The sequence below is a fragment of the Curtobacterium sp. AC268 genome (assembly GCF_979258745.1).
The window spans coordinates 2,837,186-2,856,903 of the sequence record NZ_OZ409878.1; the positions used below are offsets into that span (position 1 = coordinate 2,837,186).

The 19,718-nt window shown below is 70.0% G+C and carries 17 protein-coding genes; 11 read left to right on the plus strand and 6 right to left on the minus strand.

Annotated features, from left to right (window positions below):
- Positions 1-2: 2 nt before the first annotated feature.
- Positions 3-449: a serine O-acetyltransferase gene (locus tag ACZZ9K_RS13490; protein WP_463444312.1), complete on the minus strand. Its 447-nt coding sequence runs from the start codon at positions 447-449 to the stop codon at positions 3-5.
- A 49-nt stretch (positions 450-498) separates the two neighbouring features.
- Positions 499-1,635 carry a glycosyltransferase family 4 protein gene (locus ACZZ9K_RS13495; protein ID WP_463444313.1) on the minus strand — a complete coding sequence of 379 codons (1,137 nt, stop codon included), beginning with the start codon at positions 1,633-1,635 and terminating at the stop codon, positions 499-501.
- 243 nt (positions 1,636-1,878) lie between these two features.
- Here ACZZ9K_RS13495 and gmd point away from each other — a divergent pair, with 243 nt between their 5' ends.
- The 4 genes from gmd to ACZZ9K_RS13515 all read left to right on the plus strand — a co-directional run bounded on the left by gmd (position 1,879) and on the right by ACZZ9K_RS13515 (position 6,678).
- Complete coding sequence (gmd, locus tag ACZZ9K_RS13500; protein ID WP_463444314.1) at positions 1,879-2,907, plus strand: GDP-mannose 4,6-dehydratase; 1,029 nt, start codon at positions 1,879-1,881, stop codon at positions 2,905-2,907.
- Complete coding sequence (locus ACZZ9K_RS13505) at positions 2,907-3,878, plus strand: GDP-L-fucose synthase family protein (protein WP_463444315.1); 972 nt, start codon at positions 2,907-2,909, stop codon at positions 3,876-3,878. Before gmd ends, ACZZ9K_RS13505 begins: the two co-directional genes overlap by 1 nt.
- 35 nt (positions 3,879-3,913) lie before the next feature.
- Entirely contained in the window at positions 3,914-5,734 is a 1,821-nt protein-coding gene (locus ACZZ9K_RS13510) for a DUF4012 domain-containing protein (protein ID WP_463444316.1), read from the plus strand.
- Between the two features lie 380 nt (positions 5,735-6,114).
- Positions 6,115-6,678 (plus strand): hypothetical protein, encoded by a 564-nt coding sequence (locus tag ACZZ9K_RS13515; RefSeq protein ID WP_071248418.1) that lies wholly within the window; start codon positions 6,115-6,117, stop codon positions 6,676-6,678.
- A gap of 69 nt (positions 6,679-6,747) precedes the next feature.
- Here ACZZ9K_RS13515 and ACZZ9K_RS13520 read toward each other — a convergent pair whose 3' ends face one another.
- The gene (locus ACZZ9K_RS13520; protein ID WP_463444317.1) at positions 6,748-7,212 is read right to left on the minus strand and encodes a VanZ family protein; all 465 of its coding nucleotides are present in this window, start codon (positions 7,210-7,212) and stop codon (positions 6,748-6,750) included.
- A 259-nt stretch (positions 7,213-7,471) separates the two neighbouring features.
- Between ACZZ9K_RS13520 and ACZZ9K_RS13525 the strand changes: the two genes are divergently transcribed.
- The 3 genes from ACZZ9K_RS13525 (at position 7,472) to ACZZ9K_RS13535 (ending at position 14,130) form a co-directional block, all read left to right on the plus strand.
- Complete coding sequence (locus ACZZ9K_RS13525) at positions 7,472-7,801, plus strand: hypothetical protein (RefSeq protein WP_027465011.1); 330 nt, start codon at positions 7,472-7,474, stop codon at positions 7,799-7,801.
- Between the two features lie 101 nt (positions 7,802-7,902).
- Positions 7,903-8,232 carry a hypothetical protein gene (locus ACZZ9K_RS13530; protein ID WP_463444318.1) on the plus strand — a complete coding sequence of 110 codons (330 nt, stop codon included), beginning with the start codon at positions 7,903-7,905 and terminating at the stop codon, positions 8,230-8,232.
- Between the two features lie 270 nt (positions 8,233-8,502).
- The gene (locus tag ACZZ9K_RS13535; RefSeq protein WP_463444319.1) at positions 8,503-14,130 is read left to right on the plus strand and encodes an Ig-like domain-containing protein; all 5,628 of its coding nucleotides are present in this window, start codon (positions 8,503-8,505) and stop codon (positions 14,128-14,130) included.
- An 86-nt stretch (positions 14,131-14,216) separates the two neighbouring features.
- Here the strand turns inward: ACZZ9K_RS13535 and ACZZ9K_RS13540 are convergent, their stop codons facing one another.
- Both ACZZ9K_RS13540 and ACZZ9K_RS13545 read right to left on the minus strand, forming a co-directional pair.
- Positions 14,217-14,948: an SOS response-associated peptidase gene (locus ACZZ9K_RS13540; protein WP_027465014.1), complete on the minus strand. Its 732-nt coding sequence runs from the start codon at positions 14,946-14,948 to the stop codon at positions 14,217-14,219.
- A 118-nt stretch (positions 14,949-15,066) separates the two neighbouring features.
- On the minus strand, positions 15,067-15,696 hold the full coding sequence (locus ACZZ9K_RS13545; protein ID WP_463444320.1) for a hypothetical protein: 630 nt from the start codon (positions 15,694-15,696) through the stop codon (positions 15,067-15,069).
- A 230-nt stretch (positions 15,697-15,926) separates the two neighbouring features.
- On the opposite strand from ACZZ9K_RS13545, the gene ACZZ9K_RS13550 reads away from it, so the two are divergent.
- Genes ACZZ9K_RS13550 through ACZZ9K_RS13560 form a run of 3 tightly spaced genes read left to right on the plus strand, consistent with a single transcriptional unit; the run spans position 15,927 to position 17,737 of the window.
- Positions 15,927-16,352 (plus strand): organic hydroperoxide resistance protein, encoded by a 426-nt coding sequence (locus ACZZ9K_RS13550; protein ID WP_027465016.1) that lies wholly within the window; start codon positions 15,927-15,929, stop codon positions 16,350-16,352.
- Between the two features lie 10 nt (positions 16,353-16,362).
- Positions 16,363-16,749: a YchJ family protein gene (locus ACZZ9K_RS13555; protein ID WP_027465017.1), complete on the plus strand. Its 387-nt coding sequence runs from the start codon at positions 16,363-16,365 to the stop codon at positions 16,747-16,749.
- Positions 16,750-16,783: 34 nt separating this feature from the next.
- Positions 16,784-17,737, plus strand: a complete 954-nt coding sequence (locus ACZZ9K_RS13560) for an SDR family NAD(P)-dependent oxidoreductase (RefSeq protein WP_463444321.1) — start codon at positions 16,784-16,786, stop codon at positions 17,735-17,737.
- Between the two features lie 20 nt (positions 17,738-17,757).
- Here the strand turns inward: ACZZ9K_RS13560 and ACZZ9K_RS13565 are convergent, their stop codons facing one another.
- The gene (locus ACZZ9K_RS13565) at positions 17,758-18,624 is read right to left on the minus strand and encodes a shikimate dehydrogenase family protein (RefSeq protein WP_463444322.1); all 867 of its coding nucleotides are present in this window, start codon (positions 18,622-18,624) and stop codon (positions 17,758-17,760) included.
- Between the two features lie 58 nt (positions 18,625-18,682).
- Between ACZZ9K_RS13565 and ACZZ9K_RS13570 the strand changes: the two genes are divergently transcribed.
- Positions 18,683-19,690 carry an iron-siderophore ABC transporter substrate-binding protein gene (locus ACZZ9K_RS13570; protein WP_463444323.1) on the plus strand — a complete coding sequence of 336 codons (1,008 nt, stop codon included), beginning with the start codon at positions 18,683-18,685 and terminating at the stop codon, positions 19,688-19,690.
- Positions 19,691-19,718 lie beyond the last annotated feature (28 nt).

The following is a 19,718-nucleotide window of genomic DNA, read 5'->3' on the forward strand; positions in this document are numbered from 1 at the left end:
CATCACCGGGTGCCGATCTTCCGCGCCGGGCACCCTGCCCAGATCTCACCGGCCGGGACGCTCTTCGTGACGACCGCGTTCGCGCCGATGACCGCACCTTTGCCGACGGTGAGGAACCCACGTGCACAGACGATCTTCGCTCCGGCGCAGATGATGACATCGTCTTCGACGATGAAGCCTTCGAGCGAGGACGCGGGATCTGGTACCCAGACATCGCCGCGTCCGATGGTCACACCGTGGTAGATGGTCACGTTGTTCCCGATCACGGTGCGCGGATGCAGGACGACTCCGAATCCTCGGTGCATGACCTGAAAGCCGGATCCGATCTGAACGTGCGCTGGTATCTCGATTCCGTAGAGGGACAAGAGCTCCCGCGCCGCGCGCCGGAATGGTCCACGGCGAGCCCTGATCGCGCGGTCTAGAAGCGACATCATCTTCTCCGTGGGCACGAAAAGTCGATCGTGAGACCGTAGCCGAAAGGCACCGTCGCGCGGAGTCTCATTCCGACGAGGCTGGTCTAGAGCGTCGGAGGAGTTGTTCGATGGACTGTTGCATCCGGTCCACCATGTCTTCGAGCTTGTACTCGCCGAACCGAGACTCTGCGGCGCGAGCCAGCCGACCGGCTTCTTCTGGGCGGCCGACCAGTTCGTCGAGTGCGGCGGCAAGTGCTTCGGGTGAAGCTTCCGTGACGAGCGAATCGACGCCCGGGCGGAGGTACTCGAACTCAGGAGCGTGGAACGCGGAATCGGCTGTGACGATGGGGAGTCCGAGGGCGAAGCTCTCCGGAGCGATCAGTCCGACTCTGCCCGGATTGAAGATGCCCATGCAGATTCGGGCCAAGAGAGCCTTCTCGCGATCACCGGCATAGCCAATGGAGTGTACTTGCTTCCGCGCGATCGCCGGATCCAGGAGATGCTCCAGATGACCTCGCCCGGCGACCACGAATCGCGCCGGTGACCTCCTCTCCCACAAGACGTCGAGTGTCGAGGCAAGGAGGTCCACCCGTTTGCTCGCGTCGAGACCACCGATGACGGCGAAGTGCGCCCCACCACCGATACCGAGCGCTGCACGAGCATCCCTCTCGGACTGGCCACGTGCAGCAAGAACAGCCCGTCGAAGCGCGCCTGTGTCAGAGGTGTTGCCGAGAACCGAAACCTTGGCTGGATCCGCGCCGAACGCGACTGCGAGGTCTCCGCCGCTCGGCGTGTACGCGAGGACCGCATCTGCCCGTCGCACCTGCCAGGTTCGCAAGGCCTTCGAGACGAACGAGTCCTGACTGACGTAGGAACCCACGTGGCCCCACACCCCCGTCGGAGTAGAGCCGAGTAGCGCTCGATAGGAGTAGATGGCGCCGGCCGCGAGTTCGACGACGACCGCGTCCGCCGACGCCCATGCGGACGGCGCGGGGGCCGTGCGTATCGTCGCCGGACCCAGCTTCAGCGACTTGGTCTTGAAGATGCGGTGCCGAACGTCGGAGAGCTCGACGCTGTCCTGGCGCTCGCGTTGCTCGAAGTCCGGCTCTCCCGACACGATCACCAGTTCGTGGCCGTTGGAACGGAGCCGGCGTCCGAGTTCGGAGAAGAGCGCCGACCGATAGGCAGGAACGTACGGCTGCACGATCACGATCTGGGCCACGTCGCCACATCTCTCATCGGTCGGACCCCGTGAAACCTTCTGGGGAGTGAGTGGGATCGTAGCGCTCGCGTATCCGAGCGTGGGCGACTCCGGAGGACTGTCCAGCACGCGCATTGGAGCACGTCGATGTCTCGTGCTCGGCGTCGTGCCGATGTCGTGTCACCTTGAGGACGTCCGTATGCTCAGGAGCTGGAGGGGCCGCCGGATGACCGACGGGCTCCATAGTGAGAACTGGGGAATCGTTTGACGAAGCGGGCGCTCATTACCGGCATCACCGGACAGGACGGCTCGTACCTGGCCGAGCTGCTGCTCCGGAAGGGGTACGAGGTGCACGGACTCATCCGTCGTGCCTCCACGTTCAACACCTCGCGGATCGACCACCTGTACGTGGACCCGCACAACCCCGATGCCAAGCTGTTCCTGCACTACGGAGACCTCGGCGACGGCGCGCGGCTCGTCAGTCTCCTCAGCGAGCTGAAGCCCGACGAGGTCTACAACCTCGCGGCGCAGTCACACGTGCGGGTGTCGTTCGACGAGCCGGAGCACACCGGTGACGTGACAGGCGTGGGCACCATGCGCATGCTCGAGGCGGTCCGGGTGTCCGGCATCCACACGCGCTTCTACCAGGCGTCTTCCTCGGAGATGTTCGGGGCCACCTCGCCGCCGCAGAACGAAGAGACGCCGTTCTGGCCGCGTTCCCCGTACGGCGCCGCGAAGGTCTACAGCTACTGGGTGACCCGGAACTACCGCGAGGCCTACGGCATGTTCGCGGTGAACGGCATCCTGTTCAACCACGAGTCTCCGCGTCGCGGTGAGACGTTCGTCACCCGGAAGATCACCCGTGCGGTCGCTCGGATCAAGGCCGGCCTCGAGGACCACGTGTACCTCGGCAACCTCGACTCCGTTCGCGACTGGGGGTACGCCGCCGAGTACGTCGAGGGCATGTGGCGGATGCTGCAGGTCGACGAGCCGGACGACTTCGTGCTGGCGACCGGCGGCGACTTCACGGTCAAGGACTTCCTCACCACGGCGTTCTCGCATGCCGGGCTGAACTGGGAAGACCACGTCCGGTTCGACGAGCGCTACCTGCGACCGAGTGAGGTGGACGCCCTCGTCGGCGACGCCTCGAAGGCGAAGGAGAAGCTCGGTTGGGAGGCGACCGTCGACACCGCCGAGCTGGCGAGGATCATGGTCGACGCCGACATCTCGGCGCTCGAGCACGAGGGCCGTCCGTGGATCGACACCGTCCGACTCGAGAGCTGGGGTTCCTGATGGCCACGACCGACTTCACCGCCGGTCCGATCGACCGGGCTGATCGCGTCTACGTCGCTGGACACCGTGGCCTGGTGGGCTCGGCCGTCTGGCGCAAGCTCGAGTCGGAGGGTTTCACGGACGTGGTCGGGCGCACCTCGTCCGAGCTCGACCTGAAGGACCGCGGCGCGGTCTTCGACTTCTTCGCGGACCAGCAGCCGAAGCACGTCGTGCTCGCCGCTGCCAAGGTCGGCGGGATCATGGCGAACAACACCTATCCGCACGACTTCCTGAGCGAGAACCTGCAGATCCAGGTCAACGTGATGGATGCCGCGGTGGAGCACGGTGTCGAACGGCTCGTGTTCCTCGGCTCGTCCTGCATCTACCCGAAGATGGCCGAGCAGCCGATCCACGAGGACGCGCTGCTCACAGGGCATCTCGAACCGACGAACGACGCGTACGCCATCGCGAAGATCGCCGGCATCCTGCAGGTGCAGGCCGTCCGTCGGCAGTTCGGCCGTCCGTGGATCTCGGCCATGCCGACCAACCTCTACGGCCCGGGCGACAACTTCTCGCCGACCGGCTCCCACGTCCTGCCGGCACTCATCCGCCGGTACGACGAAGCCGCTCGCAGCGGTGCGTCGACCGTCGAGAACTGGGGGACCGGGTCTCCCCGTCGTGAGTTCCTGCACGTCGACGACATGGCGGCAGCGGTGTTCCACCTCATGGAGCGCTACGACGGTCCTGACCAGGTCAACGTCGGTACCGGATCGGACGTCACGATCAAGGAGATCGCGGAGACGATCGGCAAGATCGTCGGGTTCGAGGGCGAGACGGTCTGGGACACCACCAAGCCGGACGGTACTCCGCAGAAGCTGCTCGACGTGTCGAAGCTGGCAGACGCTGGATGGACGGCGCAGATCGGTCTCGAGGACGGGCTCCGCAGCACCATCGACTGGTACCGCGAACACGCGGATTCCGTCCGTCAGTGACGGGTGTGGGACGTTCGGAACCGTAGGATCGCCTCATGTCCGACGCGCCCGAGTCGCGACGCACTGCAGCACGCCGGGGGTCCAGGGCCCGGATCGTCCTGTGGGTCGTCCTCGCCCTTGTCCTGCTGCTGATCCTCGCCGTCGCATGGGTGGGCATCCGCGGCATGCTCGCAAAGGGGCACCTGGAGCGGGCCGTCGGGGACGTCGACACGCTCCGGTCCCAGCTGACCGGCGGTGACACCGCCGCTGCCCAGAAGACGGCGCGCCACCTCGAGGACGAAGCAGCGTCGGCGCGATCGCTGACCGGCGACCCCGTCTGGGGTGCTGCGCAGTCCGTTCCGTTCTTCGGGACCAACCTGCGGGCCGTGCGTGACGTGTCGGTGATCGTCGACGACGTGGCCAGCGACGCCGTCAGTCCGGTCGCCGGCGTCATCGGAGGGCTCGGGTCGGACTCGTTCGCGCCGAAGAACGGCAGGATCGACCTCCAGCCGATCGAGGACGCGCAGCCGGCGGTCGCCGAGGCCACGAAGACGCTCCAGCAGGCACGCACCGACGCGGCGCGGATCGACACCAGTGGAACGCTGTCGCCGGTCACCACCGCGGTGGGGAAGCTGCGGAACGCCCTGTCGTCAGCGTCCGAGCAGGCGGTCGCAGCGAACCGCATCGTGCAGCTCGCGCCGGCCATGCTCGGCCATGACGGGGACCGGAACTACCTGCTGCTGTTCCAGAACAACGCCGAGTTGCGCGCGGGCGGAGGCATACCCGGCGCGGTGGCGCTCCTGCAGGTGAAGGACGGTGCGATCAACTTGGGGAGCCAAGCGTCCGGGGCGTCCTTCGGACCGTACGACAAGCCGGTGCTGCCGCTGGCCGACGACACGCGTGGGCTCTACGGGGACATCACCGGCGAGTACATGCTGGACGTCACGCTCACGCCGCGCTTCGACGTGTCGGCGAAGCTCGCGCGGGAGATGTGGAAGCAGCGGTTCGCGCAGCAGGTCGACGGCGTGCTCGCGATCGACCCCGTGACGCTGAGCTACCTGCTCAGGGCGACCGGCCCCGTGCAGCTGCCTACCGGCGACACCCTGACCGCGGACAACGCGGTCCAGTTGCTGCTGAACGATGTGTACGCCAGGTACCCCGACCCGGCCGTGCAGGACGCGTTCTTCGCGTCCGCCTCCAGCGCGGTGTTCGGCAAGGTCGCGTCGGGCGGGTTCGACACGAAGGCCTTCGTGTCTGCGCTGACCCAGAGCGCTGATGAGGGCCGCCTACGGCTCTGGAGCGCGGACAAGGCCGAGCAGCGCCGCATCAGCGGGACACCGGTTGCCGGCGAGCTGCCGACGGCGACCGCCGACTCGAGCCAGTTCGCCGTCTACCTGAACGACGGCACCGGCTCGAAGATGGACTACTACCTCGACAAGAGCATCTCCGTCGGCAGTTCAGTGTGCCGGAAGGACGGGCGTCCGACGTCCGTCGTCCAGATCACCATCAAGAACACGGCACCAGCCGATGCCGCGACGAGCCTGCCGCGGTACGTGACGGGTGGCGGCGACTTCGGCGTCGAGCCCGGCAAGATCAAGACCCTGCTCGCCGCGTACGCACCCGCGGACGCGATTTTCCTCGGTGCCACGAAGGACGGCAAGACGACCGCCGTGCAGACGGCGACCGACGGTGGGCATCCCGTGGCCCAGCTGCAGACCCTGCTCGCCCCCGGCGAGAGCTTGACCTACCGCGTTGCCTTCCTCGGCGAGGCGAAGTACGCGAAGGCAGCGGTGCAGGCGAACTCGACTCCCGGTGTCCGGCAGACCGAGACGAAGCCCCTCACGTTCGACTGCGAGCAGCCGCTCGCCGCTGGCTGACATCGGCAAGCTCCGGAAAGCGAACCGCGGAAGTGCCCCCACTCCGAGGGACAGAAGACCAACCTGTCCGGGTCCAAAGGCCCTTGATCTGACGCACAGCCTGTTCTAGTGCGCACCGTGAGGGCCGCTCACCTGGGGTTTCTGGCATCTGAGGCCTCGACCGACCGACGCTTGGGTCGTGCGGTGGGCAGTGAACGCGGATGAACACACGTCGACCAATGACCAAAATCCACGTGATCTGGTACCAAGCTGGGAAACTCCGCTAGATTGAGACAACTTCGCCATAACAACCGCCATTTCTGTGGCTGGGGTCAACCACCGGCGGACAGCGGGCTCTGGGTGTCAGGGTCTGGATTTTCAGATCTTTAGGGGAACCATTCATGAAGAAGCTCATCGCAGCGGTGGTGCTGGCTGGCGCCGCACTGCTCGCCACTCCGGCCGTCGCCAACGCCGCCGGCTACACGCCTGACTCCGACGTCTCCGTCTCCGGCACTGCCGTCGCCGGTGGCACCGCAGCCGTGAGCTTCACGCCGGGTGCGTTCCAGGACAACGAGACCGTCAACGTCCAGGTCACCGGTGCCGGTGCCGTCACGCTCGGCGCGCTGCCGACCACGACCGTCTCGAAGACCTACACGGCTGCTTCGGACGGCTCGCTCGTCGTCAAGGTCACGTTCCCCCAGGGTGCCTCGGGCACCTACAACCTGACCGCCACCGGCGCCACCTCGGGCGTCGTCGGCTTCGCGGCCTTCACCGTCGCCCCGGCTGACGCTGCTGCGGTTCCCGCAGCTGGCGCCGGTGCTGGCAACGGCACCGACGGCACGCTGGCCTTCACGGGTTCGACCGTCTCCGCCCTGGCCCTCTGGGTCGCCGGCGGCGCAGTCGTCCTCGGTGGTGGCCTCCTGCTGGTCCGCGGCTCGGTCCGCCGCCAGCGCGAGTCCGTCTGAGTCGCAACGCACTGAACGAAGCCCCCGGAGCATCTGCTCCGGGGGCTTCTTCGTGTGCGGGGATGGTCGTCAGCGCCGCCGAGCCGCCCGGCTGAGCAGCAGCACCCCTGCCACGGCCCCCAGGACCGCCCCCACGCCGTTCGCGACGACGTCGTCGATGGTCGCGGTGCGGGCGGGCAGGAACAGCGCCTGACCGGTCTCGATGCACGCGCTGACGACGAGCCCCGCGGCGATGGCGGCCCACCACCACCGCGCTCCGGCGAGCAGCACCACGAGCAGTCCGAGCGGCACGAAGTAGACCACGTTCGCAAGGGACTCGACGGCGGCATAGTCGATGCGCTCCGGCAGGCCGTGACGGTGTGCAGCTGTGAGCGCGCGGGTGAGCCACGGGCCTCCTGCGGCGTCGACAGGGGAGCCCCAGAACCCGACGAGCACCAGGGCGACGCCGTAGGCGATCGCCAGCCCCGTCGCGAACCGACGGCTGCGCCAGGTGGCCGGGGCGCGGTCGTCGACGTGGGGCTTGTCGGAGGTCACGTGCCGACGCTAGCGAGTCGCGCCTCCAGGCAGGTGTCCGCACCATCTCGTCCCCCGATCGCGGCGATCCGGAAAACGAGTACCCCGATCCTGGCGCTGTACCCCGGAAGTGCGACGCACCTGCCCGGAAATCCGGGGCTGCCCGATGGATGGCATTGACGAAACCCGTGAATCGACGGGCCTGGCTGGCGATCCCCTCGGCACTTCTCGTAGCGTTCTGGTGTCAGCAGATGTACCCCGGATCGTGAAGGAGAGCGACATGAGCATCACCGTGAACAACGCGACGCAGGCCGAGGTCACCCTCGACACCGACACCGTGGACACCATCGCGATCCTCGAAGCCGATGCAGCGCTCTCGACGCGTCCCAAGCGCGCCAAGGTCACCTGGGTGCAGGAAGACCAGGGCGAGTGGATCGCCGGCTACGGCGGGTACTTCGGCGGCAGCGTCGACAAGCGCGACGACCGCTACGTGGCCTCCGACACCTTCGGGCTCGTCGTGGGCGAGTTCTCCTCCCTCGAAGAGGCGCAGACCAAGCTCGAGGACCAGCTCCACGTGATGCTCCCGCCGGTCATCCGGCCGGTCGAGTGACGACAGCGGACACCAGCTCCACCGGCGTCGACCGCGACGCCCGCACCACCCGGAACCACCGGCACCATCCAGCACGCAGCACAGCACGAAGGAGCAGGACCATGAGCACGACCGTCGCCCACCGCCAGCAGGCCGAGGTGACCCTGGACACCCAGACGATCGAGGTCATCGCCGAGATCGAGGCCCAGGTCGTGGCTCCCGTGCAGGTTGCCCCCGTCCGCATCTCGTGGGCCCAGGCCGACTCGGGCCTGTGGGTCGCGAACTACGGCGGCTACTACGGCGGCACCGTCGACCGTCAGGGCAGCCACTTCTTCGTCGCCGACACCTTCGGTGCGTACGTCGGGGACTTCCGTTCCCTCGACGAAGCGAAGGCGCGCCTGGCCGAGCGCCTGCACGTGCTGCTGCCGGACGTCATCCGTCCGACCGCTTGATCCGCTGCTGATCGCTCGTTGATCCTCGAACCCCCGCCGGCCTGCCGGCGGGGGTTCTTCCGTGCGCCCGGGGCGCGACCGGACCGTGCCGGGCGCGGTCAGGTGCCCGGCTGCGGCGTGGCCCCTGAACGAGTGGTCCCCCCTATTGGGGACCCCGATTGTCCCCATCAGAACACGAGGAACTGCCAGGATCAACCTGGCGCCAACGACCGTTCTCCCTGATCCTCCGGTCGGTTTCGGTGCCCGCATCGTCTCGACCCGAAAGTGATCATGCAGCGTACGAACCCGGGCACCGCTGTGTCCGCCGACGGTCCCGACCGTCCTGCCGGCACCCGTGCCACCCGCCGACCCGGCCTGCGCGCCGTCGCCGTGCTCGGAGCCGCGCTCCTGGTGGGCACCGGGTTGACCGCGACCTCCGCGGTCGTCGCGGCCGCGCCGGCCTCGGCCGTCAGCGCCACGAAGGACGGCGCCATGGTCTGCACCCCGCAGGAGACGCTGTACGCGATCGACGGCACGGGCAAGGTCCTCGCGGTCGACATCAGCACCGGGGCCTCGCGGGGCACCACCGCCGACGTCACGAACCTCGGCACCGGCGCGAACAACGGTCTCGGCATCTCGCGCGAGGGCGTCTCGATGTTCGCCGCGTCGAACAACCAGACCGCGACCCTGCGGCAGTTCGACCCGAAGACCGGTGTCGCGTCCGACCCGGTCGCGACGGACAAGACGCGCACCGTCATCCGGGGCGCGGTCAATCCGGTGACGGGGATCTACTACTACGGCGACAACACCGGGTGGCTCGGCGCGTACGACCCGTCGACGGGCAAGTACCTCGGCCAGGTCGGTCAGATCGACGGACTCACGAAGCGCAACGCCGCGGACACTGCGAACGCCAACGGCGACTTCGCGTTCAGCTCGCGCGGCCTGTTCTTCGTCGTCGCGGCGAACAAGGTCTACCGCGTCAACGTCGACCAGGTGCCGGCGACAGCGGGCGCCACGGCGATGAGCACCACCGAGATCGCGACCCTGCCGGCGAGCACGAACAGCCCCGGCATCGCGTTCTCGTCCGACGGCTACCTCTACGTCTCGAACACCGTGACGACCAACAGCGTCGCGACGACCACGATCTACCAGCTCGACCCGACCTCGGGCAAGGAGGTCCGCAGCTTCCCCATCGTCGGCAACTACGCCGCGAGTGACCTGGCGAGCTGCAACTACGCCGACACCGTGACCGGCGCTGCGAGCGTCGACCAGCGTTGGAGCAGCGGCGACCAGTTCGCCCTGGCCATCAGCGGGGGCGGCATCGACCCGGCGACCGCGGGCGTCTCCGGCACCACGACCGGTTCCGCCACGGGCGTGCAGGCGCAGAAGGCCGGCGCGGTCCTGACGACGCCGAACAAGGACTACACGGTCAAGCAGACCGCCGCGGGCACCACCGACCTGGCGAACTACGACACCACGTGGAAGGCGGTCGACCAGACGACCGGCACGACCGTCGCCAGCGGCACCGGCACCACGGGGACCTTCACGTTCCCGGCGGCCACCACCGCGGACGGCACCGACGTCCTGGTCACCTTCACGAACACGCTGAAGGCCACGCACGTCACCACCAGCAGCGACACCGCCACGACCCCCACCGGCACGGCGCTGTCGGTGCCGGCCTCCTCGGGCGTGCTCGCGAACGACCGTGGCACCGGCCTGTCCGTCGTCTCGAACACCACGCCGGCGCACGGCACCGCCACGGTCGCCGCCGACGGCTCGTACACGTACACCCCGGCCGGCGGGTTCTCCGGCTCGGACACGTTCCAGTACACGGCGAAGGACTCCTCCGGGCAGACCTCGACCAGCACCGTGACCGTCACCGTCGCACCGAAGGGCTCCGACGACGCGTACAGCGTGCACGCGGGCACCGTGCTCAAGGTGAACGCCGCGGACGGCGTCCTGACGAACGACCGCGGGTCCGACCTGACCCTCACCGGCAACAGCCAGCCGTCGCACGGTCTGGTGAAGATCGGCCCCGACGGGTCGTTCTCCTACGGCGCCGACAAGGGGTACTCCGGCCCGGACTCGTTCACGTACACCGCGAAGGACGGCTCCGGCGCGACCGTCACGGCGACCGTGCGGCTCACCGTGCTGCCGACCGCGTCGGCCGACGCCGTCACCGCGACGGCCGGGTCGACGACGACCGGCAACGTGCTGACGAACGACCTGGGCACCGGCCTGACGGTCACCGGCAGCAGCGCCCCCGCGCACGGCTCGGCGACGGTGCGCCCCGACGGCTCGTACTCGTACACCCCGGCAGCCGGGTTCTCCGGCACCGACTCCTTCACCTACACCGTGACCGACGGCAGCGGCGGGACCGACACCGTCACGGTCACCGTGCAGGTCGCTCCGGCCGCACAGGACGACACCGTCAAGGTCGCCGCGGGTGGCACGGCCACCGCCGGCACCCGGGCGACCGGTGTGCTCGGCAACGACTCCGGCACCGGGCTCACCGTGGCGTCGAACACGTCCCCCTCGCACGGTGCGCTGACGCTCGACAAGGCCACCGGCACGTTCACGTACACGCCGACCGACGGGTACTCCGGCCCCGACGCGTTCACCTACACGGCCGTCGACGGCTCCGGCTCGCCGAGCACCGCGACCGTCACCATCACCGTCAACCCGACCATCGCCGCCGACACCGCGTCGACGGACTCCGGCGCCCCGGTGACGATCGACGTGCAGGCCAACGACCGTGGCTCGGACCTCGAGACCACGATCGTCACCGGTCCGACCCACGGCACAGCCGTCGTCGCAGCGGACGGCTCGGTCGAGTACACGCCGACCGCCGGCACGTCCGGTACCGACTCGTTCACCTACACGGTGACCGACGGCAGCGGAGTCACCACCGGTGCGGCGACCGTCACGATCACCGTGCGACCCGTCGCGACCGCCGACACGGTGTCGACCCGTGCCGACGAGGCGCTGACCATCGACGCCGCCACCCTGACCGGCAACGACCGGGGCACGGGGCTGACCGTCACCGACGTGACCGCAGGCGCTGCCGCCGGCACCGGCACCGGCACCGGCACCGGCAACAGCACCGGCACCGGCACCGGCGAGACCGGCACCGCCCGCGGCACCGTCACGCTCGACCGTGCCACCGGCCGTGTCGTCTACACCCCGGCCGACGGCTTCTCGGGCACGGACAGCTTCACCTACACGGTGACCGACGCCGCCGGCCGCTCCACCACCGGCACGGTCACGGTCGTCGTCGGCCCCCGCGCCACGGCCGACACCGCCACCGCCACGGCCGGGTCGACCCTGACCGTCGCGAAGGGCGACGGCGTGCTCGCGAACGACCGGGGCACCGGCCTGACCGCCGCCATCGACCAGCAGCCCGCGCACGGCACGGTCGAGCTTGCGGCGAACGGCTCGTACACGTACACGCCGAAGGACGGCTTCTCGGGCACGGACACCTTCACCTACACGGCGACGGACCCCGCCGGCCGCACCACCACCAACACCGTGACGGTCACGGTCCGCCCCGGCGCGGAGCCCGACACCATCACCGTCGCGGCGGGTGGCAGCACCACGGTCACCTCCGGCGCCCTGACGGGCAACGACCACGGCACCGGACTGACCGTCGTGTCCGTCTCCGGCGGCGATCACGGCACCGCGACCCGCAACGACGACGGCACGATCACGTACACGCCGAAGGACGGCTTCTCCGGCACGGACACCCTCACCTACACGGTGACGGACCCGTCGGGCGCCACGAACACCGGCACCGTGACGGTCACCGTCACCCCGGTCGCCGGCGGCGGTTCGACCTCGGCCGAGGCCGACGCCACCACCGCCGTGCCGGCCGGCACCGGCCTGCTCGACGGTGCGAAGGGCACCGACCTCGCGGTCACCGACCACACGGAGCCCTCGCACGGCGAGGTCACGGTCGACGAGGACGGCTCGTACACGTACAAGCCCGAGCCGGGCTACTCCGGCCCGGACGGGTTCGACTACACGGTCACCGACGGTTCCGGCACGTCCACCACGGGCACCGTGACGATCATCGTCGCCCCGAAGGCCGCCGCGGACACCGCGACGACGAGCGCCGCGACCCCGGTCGACGTCGCCGTCACCGGCAACGACTCGGGCACCAAGCTGGCCGTCACCGCCGTGTCGCAGCCCGGCCACGGCACCGCCACGATCACCGGCGCCACGACGGCCGGCGGAACCGACGGCGGTTCGACCGCTGCCAGCTCGGTCACGTACACGCCCGCCGACGGGTTCTCCGGCACGGACACGTTCACCTACACGGTGACCGACCCGACCGGCGGCACCGCGACGGCGACCGTCACCGTGACCGTCACGCCGACCGCGGTCGCCGACGCCCTGCGCACCGCGGCGAACACCGCGCTGCCGATCTCCGGTGCGACCCTGACCGGCAACGACCGCGGCACCGGCCTCGCCGTCACCGCGCACGGCCGCGCCGAGCACGGCACCGTGACCGAGGGCACCGAGCCCGGCTCGCTCGTCTACACCCCGGCCAAGGGCTTCTCCGGCGCGGACACGTTCGAGTACACGGTGACCGACGGCGCCGGACGGACCTCGACCGCGACGGTCACGGTCGTCGTCGGCGTCGCCGCGATCGACCACTGGCACACCATGTCGACGAACCGCAGCATGCGCATGTCCGCCGACAGGGGCGTGCTGGTGGGTGACTCCGGTCGTGGGCTCTGGGCCGCCATGGAGACGAAGCCGTTCAACGGGAAGCTGTCGCTCGAGAAGGACGGCTCGTACGTCTACACGCCCACGTCGAACTGGTCCGGCCGTGACTGGTTCACGTACTCGGCCAACGACTCCGACGGCACCGCGGCGTTCGCGCGCGTCATCATCGACGTCGCCCCGTCCGCGAAGGACGACAAGGCGACGACCACGGCCGGCAAGACGGTCCGGGTCGTCGGCCACGGCGTGCTCGGCAACGACCACGGTGACGCCCTGACGGTCGTCGCGGTGGGTCAGGCCCGTCACGGCACGGCCTCCATCGCCGCCGACGGCACGTTCGTCTACACGCCGGCGAAGGGCTTCTCGGGTACCGACACCGTCACGTACCGTGCGCAGGACTCGACGGAGCAGCAGGTCGACGCCACCGTCACGATCACGGTCGGCATCGCCGCAGCGGACGACACCGGGCGCACCGTGTCCGGCACGCCCGTCACCCGTGACGCCCGCCACGGCCTGCTCGCCGACGACCAGGGCACCGGCCTCACCGCCGCCCCGGCCCGGAAGCCGGCCCACGGCACCGTCACGATCCAGCGGAACGGCGCGTACGTCTACACCCCGGCCGCCGGCTTCACCGGCAAGGACACCTTCACCTACACGGTGACGGACGCCTCGGGGCAGACGGCAACCGCCACCGCGACCATGACCGTGGTCGCCGCGGCGGTCGCCACCGACGACTCCGCCACCGGGATCGTCGGACACCGGGTCGTCGTGGATCCGCTCGACAACGACTCCGCCACCGGCGGCGCCACGTTCGAGCCCGGCACGCTGCACCTGCTCCACCCCGAGTCCGGCACGCCGACCGACCGCGTGGTCGTCGCCGACCAGGGCACGTGGACCATCCGCGACGGCCGGGTCGTCTTCACCCCTCAGGATGGCTTCACCGGAACCACCTTCGTCGGTTACGTGGTCACCGACAGCGCGGGACAGACGGTCACCGCGACCGTCACGGTCACGTTCCCGACCGGGCTCGCCGCGATCGTGCACGGTACCGAGCTCGCCTTCACAGGCGTGACCGGGCTGGTCGGCCTCGGGCTCGCGGCACTCGCGCTCATGCTGGCGGGCGTGCTCCTGGTGACCCGACGACGGATCGCGGTCCGCGTCGCGCCGGGCATCCGCCGCAGCGCACGTCCGTAACAGGGCACCGGACTGGAGGCCCGGATCACCGCAGCAGACCCGCTGCGGTGATCCGGGCCTCCTGTCCGCGCGCGGGGCGCGACCGCCTACGCGACGGGCGCGATGAGCTGCGGTCCGTCGTTCCGCACGCTGTTCACCGTGCGTGAGACCTCGTACTGCGCGAGGCCCGCGGCCACCGTCAGCGACTCGTGGTCGAGCAGGGCCAGCAGGTCGTCGGCGTGCAGGTCGCCGCCGAGCCAGTCGTCGTAGCCGTCGGGCGTCAGGAACGCCGGCATGCGGTCGTGGACCTCGCCCGGAGCGACGTGGGCGTCACGGGTGATGATCGCGAGCGACAGGCGCCACTTGTCCGGGTCACCCTCGGGCTTCGTGGGGTCGGGCCAGGCGCTCACGACGCCGGCCATCGCCAGGGCGCCGCCGGGTTCGTGCACGAAGTGGGGTTCCTTGCCGTCCTCGCGCACCACCCACTCGTAGTACCCCTGCGCCGGGACGATGCAGCGGTTCGTGGCGAAGGCCCGCTTGAACATGCCGCTCGTCGCGACCGTCTCGATGCGGGCGTTGATCGGCTTCGGGCGCTGCTTCTGGAAGTCCTTCGCCCAGCTCGGCACGAAGCCCCAGCTGATCTGCGGCAGCTCCCGTTCGCCGTGCCGCTGGCGGACGGCGTACACGGGGTCGGTCGGGGCGACGTTCCAACTCGGGGCGAGGCCGGGGTGCACCTCGCCGGTGTCCTCGTCGACGTGCTCGGTCCGGGCGGCGAGCTCGCCCATGAGCTCGGGCAACAGATCAGCCGTGGTGTCGGAGACGACGAACCTTCCACACATGCGCCCAGTGTGCCCGCCACCGCCGACAGTGGTGCGCGTCGGGGTGCGCCTCGGGCTCGTCGGTTCGCCCAGTGAGCAGAAGACGTCGGGTGCGGCTGCGCGACTCGACGTCTTCTGCTCACTGGATCGGGCGTGCGGGGGCCTCGGGGACGGGCTCGAGGGACTCGGCGGCCAGGCGGGCTCGTTCGGAGCGGCCGAGGTGGACGAAGTACTCCGACAGCCCGATTGCGTAGACCGCGATCCAGAGCACGTGGAACCAGCTGACGAGCCCGAGGACGAACGCCCCGAGGACGGCGACGACACCCGAACCGAGCAACGGTGTGACGCGGGCGAGCGTGCCGATCAGCCCCCGCCGCAGCAGGACCGTGTCGGTGCGGACGATGTCGCGGTGTTCCGGCAGGACCGGCACCGGACGACGCTGCACGTACAGCTGCGTGGCGCCCCGCGCCGCGAGCTGCCACGAGGGCCGCACCTGCCGGCCGTTGATCGTGGTCGAGGGGTCCGGCGGCCCCCACGTCGGGATGCACGCGAAGGTGAGCAGTCCGACGCCGAGCGCCAGGAGTACCATCGCGACCACACTGCGGACCGGGGTGGTCCCCGTCCAGTCGACCCGGGCCTCCAGGACGGCCATGCCGGCCAGCGCGACGACCGCCGCGAAACCGGACCACCGGGCAGCGCGACGGACGCGTGCCGGATCCAGCACGTCCGTGACGTGCCGGCGGAAGACCTGCCAGCCGAGCATGAACATCCATCATGTCTACCCGGTGGGGGGTGCTGGGTGCCCGCACGCTCGCGTGCGTGAGCAGAAGATGTCGGGTGCGGGCGGGGGACCCGACATCTTCTGCTCACCAAGCGACGCGCTCGCACCCGCAGCCCCCAACCCGGACACGCCCGAGCGCTCCCCGGCCCGAGCCGCCGCACCCGCGACGTGGTGCTGCCGCTCAGGATTCGTCCAGGCGAGCACGGTGACCTCGGACCATGAGTCTCGACATCGTCTACACCGCCGCTGCCCACGCCACCGGAGGCGGCCGCGACGGACACGTCCGCAGCGAGGACGACCGGCTCGACCTCGACACCCGTCCGCCCAAGGAGATGGGCGGCAGCGGCGAGGGTACGAACCCAGAGCAGCTCTTCGCCGCCGGGTACGCCGCGTGCTTCCTCGGCGCCCTGCACGCCGCCGGCAAGGAGCTCGAGGTCGACACCACCGGCGCCGAGGTCTCCGCCGAGGTCGGCATCGGCGGCACCGGCAACGGCGCCTTCGGTCTCGCGGTCGAGCTCGACGTCTACGCCCCGAACGCCCCGCAGGAGCAGCGCCAGCGCCTGGCCGAGCGTGCACACGAGATCTGCCCGTACTCGAACGCCACCCGCGGCAACATCACCGTCACGCTGTCCATCGTCGACTAGCGTTCGGCCGGTGGTCACCGACACGACGCGCTGCCCCTGCCTGAGCGGCAACCCCTACGGGGAGTGCTGCGGCCCCCTGCACGCCGGGGCCGTGGCGCCGACCGCGGAACGGCTCATGCGCTCCCGCTTCAGCGCCTTCGCGCTGGGCCTGCCGGAGTACCTGCTGCTCACCTGGCACCCACGCACCCGCCCGGCGGGTCTCGAGTTGGACCCGACCCAGCGCTGGACCCGGTTGGACGTGCTGGCGACCACCTCGGGAGGCCCGTTCGACTCCCACGGCACCGTCACGTTCCGCGCCTGGTGGCGTTCCGACGACGAGCGCGGCACGCTCGAGGAGACGAGCGACTTCGTCCGCGAGCAGGGACGATGGTTCTACGTGGACGGCGTGGTCGCCTGACGACTGCGCACCACGCCAGCTGACAGGAGCCCACATGCCCGTACGCGACCTCACCCGCTTCGGCGACCGAACCACGGCCGCCGAGGTCGTCGACGGCCTCGACCTGTCGGGGCGCACGGCGATCGTCACCGGTGCTGCGTCCGGCATCGGCGTGGAGACCTCCCGAGCGCTCGCCGGAGCCGGGGCGCGCGTGACGCTCGCGGTGCGGGACGTCGATGCCGGCCGACGGGTGGCGGACGACATCGCCCGGACGACGGGGACGGAAGCACCGGCCGTCGTCGAGCTGCACCTGGACCGTCCGGCTTCCGTCGAGGCCTTCACCGCAGCGTGGTCGGGGCCGCTCGACGTGCTCGTCGCCAATGCGGGCATCATGGACGCGCCCGAGACGTACACGCCCGCCGGGTGGGAGTCACACTTCGCGACCAACCACCTCGGGCACTTCGCCCTCGCGCTCGGGCTGCACGACTCCTTGGCTGCCTCGGGTTCGGCACGGATCGTCTCGGTGTCGTCGAGCGGACACGGTGGTTCGCCCGTCGTGTTCGACGACCTCTTCTTCCGCCGGCGTCGCTACGAGCCCGGCCTCGCGTACGGGCAGTCGAAGACCGCCAACGTGCTGTTCGCCGTCGCCGCCAGCCGCCGGTGGGCCGCCGACAGCATCACCGCGAACGCCCTCATGCCCGGCGGGATCTGGACCGGGCTGCAGAAGCACTGGGACCCGGAGGTCCTGGCCGCCACGAAGATCGCCGCGGCCGACGCCGTGAAGTCCCCGGAGCAGGGAGCCGCGACCTCGGTCCTGCTCGCCACCGCACCGGAACTCGACGGAGTCACGGGTCGGTACTTCGAGGACTGCCACGAAGCAGCGGTGGTGGAGCGGATCGAGGACGGCCTGCACGGGGTGCTGCCCTGGGCACTCGATCCGGACCAGGCCGATCGCCTGTGGGACGTCTCCGTCGCGCTGCTCGACGCCGAGGCGCGGTCCCGCCGCTGAGTGAGGGTTGCCGGCGCCGGCTAGCTGCCGATGACGGCGGGCAGGTCGACCGCGGTGCGCATCGCCCGGCGGACCCCGGCCTCGTCGGGGAGCAGCTCGTCCTCGTCACCGGTCAGGAAGAACCGGATCTGCCCGATCGCCTGCTCGGTGAGCATGTCGAGGCCGTTCAGCACACGGCCACCGGCGTCGGTCCACCGGCTGGCGACGACGGTGGGCCACGGTTCGTAGGCGACGTCGAACAGCACGGCGTCCGGCCCCGACGGACGGAACTCGAGCGGGTCGGCGGCACCACCCGGCAGCGTCGAGAGGACGAACCCGTGGTGCGTGCCGGCGAGTTCGCTCAGGGGGTGCACCTCGAGCGTCACCCCGAGCCGGACGGCCAGGTCGACCAGCGCACGCGTCTTCGCGGTGTCACGGACGAACACCCGGACGAGCGACGCCCCGAGCCGCACGGCAGCGGTCAGGGCGCTCGCCGCAGTGGCTCCGCCGCCCAGGATCGTGGCCTCGCCGGGCAAATGTCCGAGCGCCTCGACCGGGCGGACGAGTCCCTGCACGTCGGTGTTCGCGCCGGCTCGGACGAGCGTGGAGCCCTCGAGGCGGAACGCGACCGTGTTGGCGACCCCGAGCTCGTCGACGAGCGGGGTGGTGCGGTCGAGCAGCGGCAGGACCTCGCGCTTGAGTGGCATCGTGAGACTCAGCCCACGCCATTCCGGACCCAGCCCCGCGACGAACGCGGCGAGCTCGCCGGACGCGACCTCGTGCCTCCCGTAGGTGAAGGGCAGGTCGAGCGCATCGTAGGCCGCTGCGTGGAGCGTGGGCGAGAGCGAGTGCGCGATGGGGGAGCCGAGCACCGCGAGGTGCGTGCGGCCTGGATCGTTGAACGCCACGGTCACCCAGCCTAGCCAGCCGTGATCCTGAGCACCCCGTTAGGTTAGGCTACCCTTCGTGAACAGTTCTCCCTTGCGTCTCCGACGCGTGCTCGCCGCAGCCGGCGCCGTCGTCGCAGCGTCCCTCGTCCTCGCCGGATGCGCGTCCGGCTCCGGCTCCTCGACCGACTCGGCGTCGTCGGGGTCGTCCGACGCCGCGTTCCCGGTCTCGATCACGACCGGCCTCGGCACCACCACCATCGAGTCGGCACCAAAGCGCGTCGTCGCGCTCGGGTGGGGCGACGCCGAGACCGCGCTCGAGCTCGGCGTGCAGCCGGTCGGTGCGAGCGACTGGCTCGCGTTCGGCGGAAACGGTGTCGGTCCGTGGCTCAAGGGTGCGTACGACAAGTCGCCGAAGATCATCCAGACGCTCGAGCCGAGCTACGAGGACATCCTCAAGCTCAACCCCGACGTCATCCTCGACGTGAAGTCCTCGGGAGACAAGGAGCGGTACGACAAGCTGTCCGCGATCGCGCCGACCGTCGCGATCCCGAAGGGCGGCGAGAACTACCTCGCCTCGACCGAGCAGCAGACGACCATGATCGCGAAGGCGCTGGGCAAGGAGTCCGAGGGCAAGAAGCTGCTCTCCGGCCTCGACGACGCCTACGCCGCAGCACGCAAGGCGCACCCGGACTTCGAGGGCAAGACCGCCGTCGTCGGTGCCTACAGCTCCGAGGGCTTCGGGGCGTACGCCTCCACCGACAGCCGTTCGACCTTCATGCGGAACCTGGGCTTCGAGATCCCCAAGGCCATCGACGAGCAGGCCGGCAAGGAGTTCTCCGTGCACCTGTCCGACGAGAACCTCGACCTGCTCGACGCCGACCTGACGCTGATCCTGCCGATCTACGTCGACGCGTCAGAGGCCTCGTCGAACAAGCTGTTCCAGAAGGTGCCGTCGGTCGAGGCCGGGCACGCGATCGTCTTCGACGACAAGGACGTCTCGTCGGCGTTCTCGATGGGCACCACGGCCGCGATCGAGTGGGCGCTCGACAAGCTGCCGGCGCAGTTCGAGGAGAAGCTCGGCTAGGGCTGGTCGTCGCTGCTGCCCGGTTCCG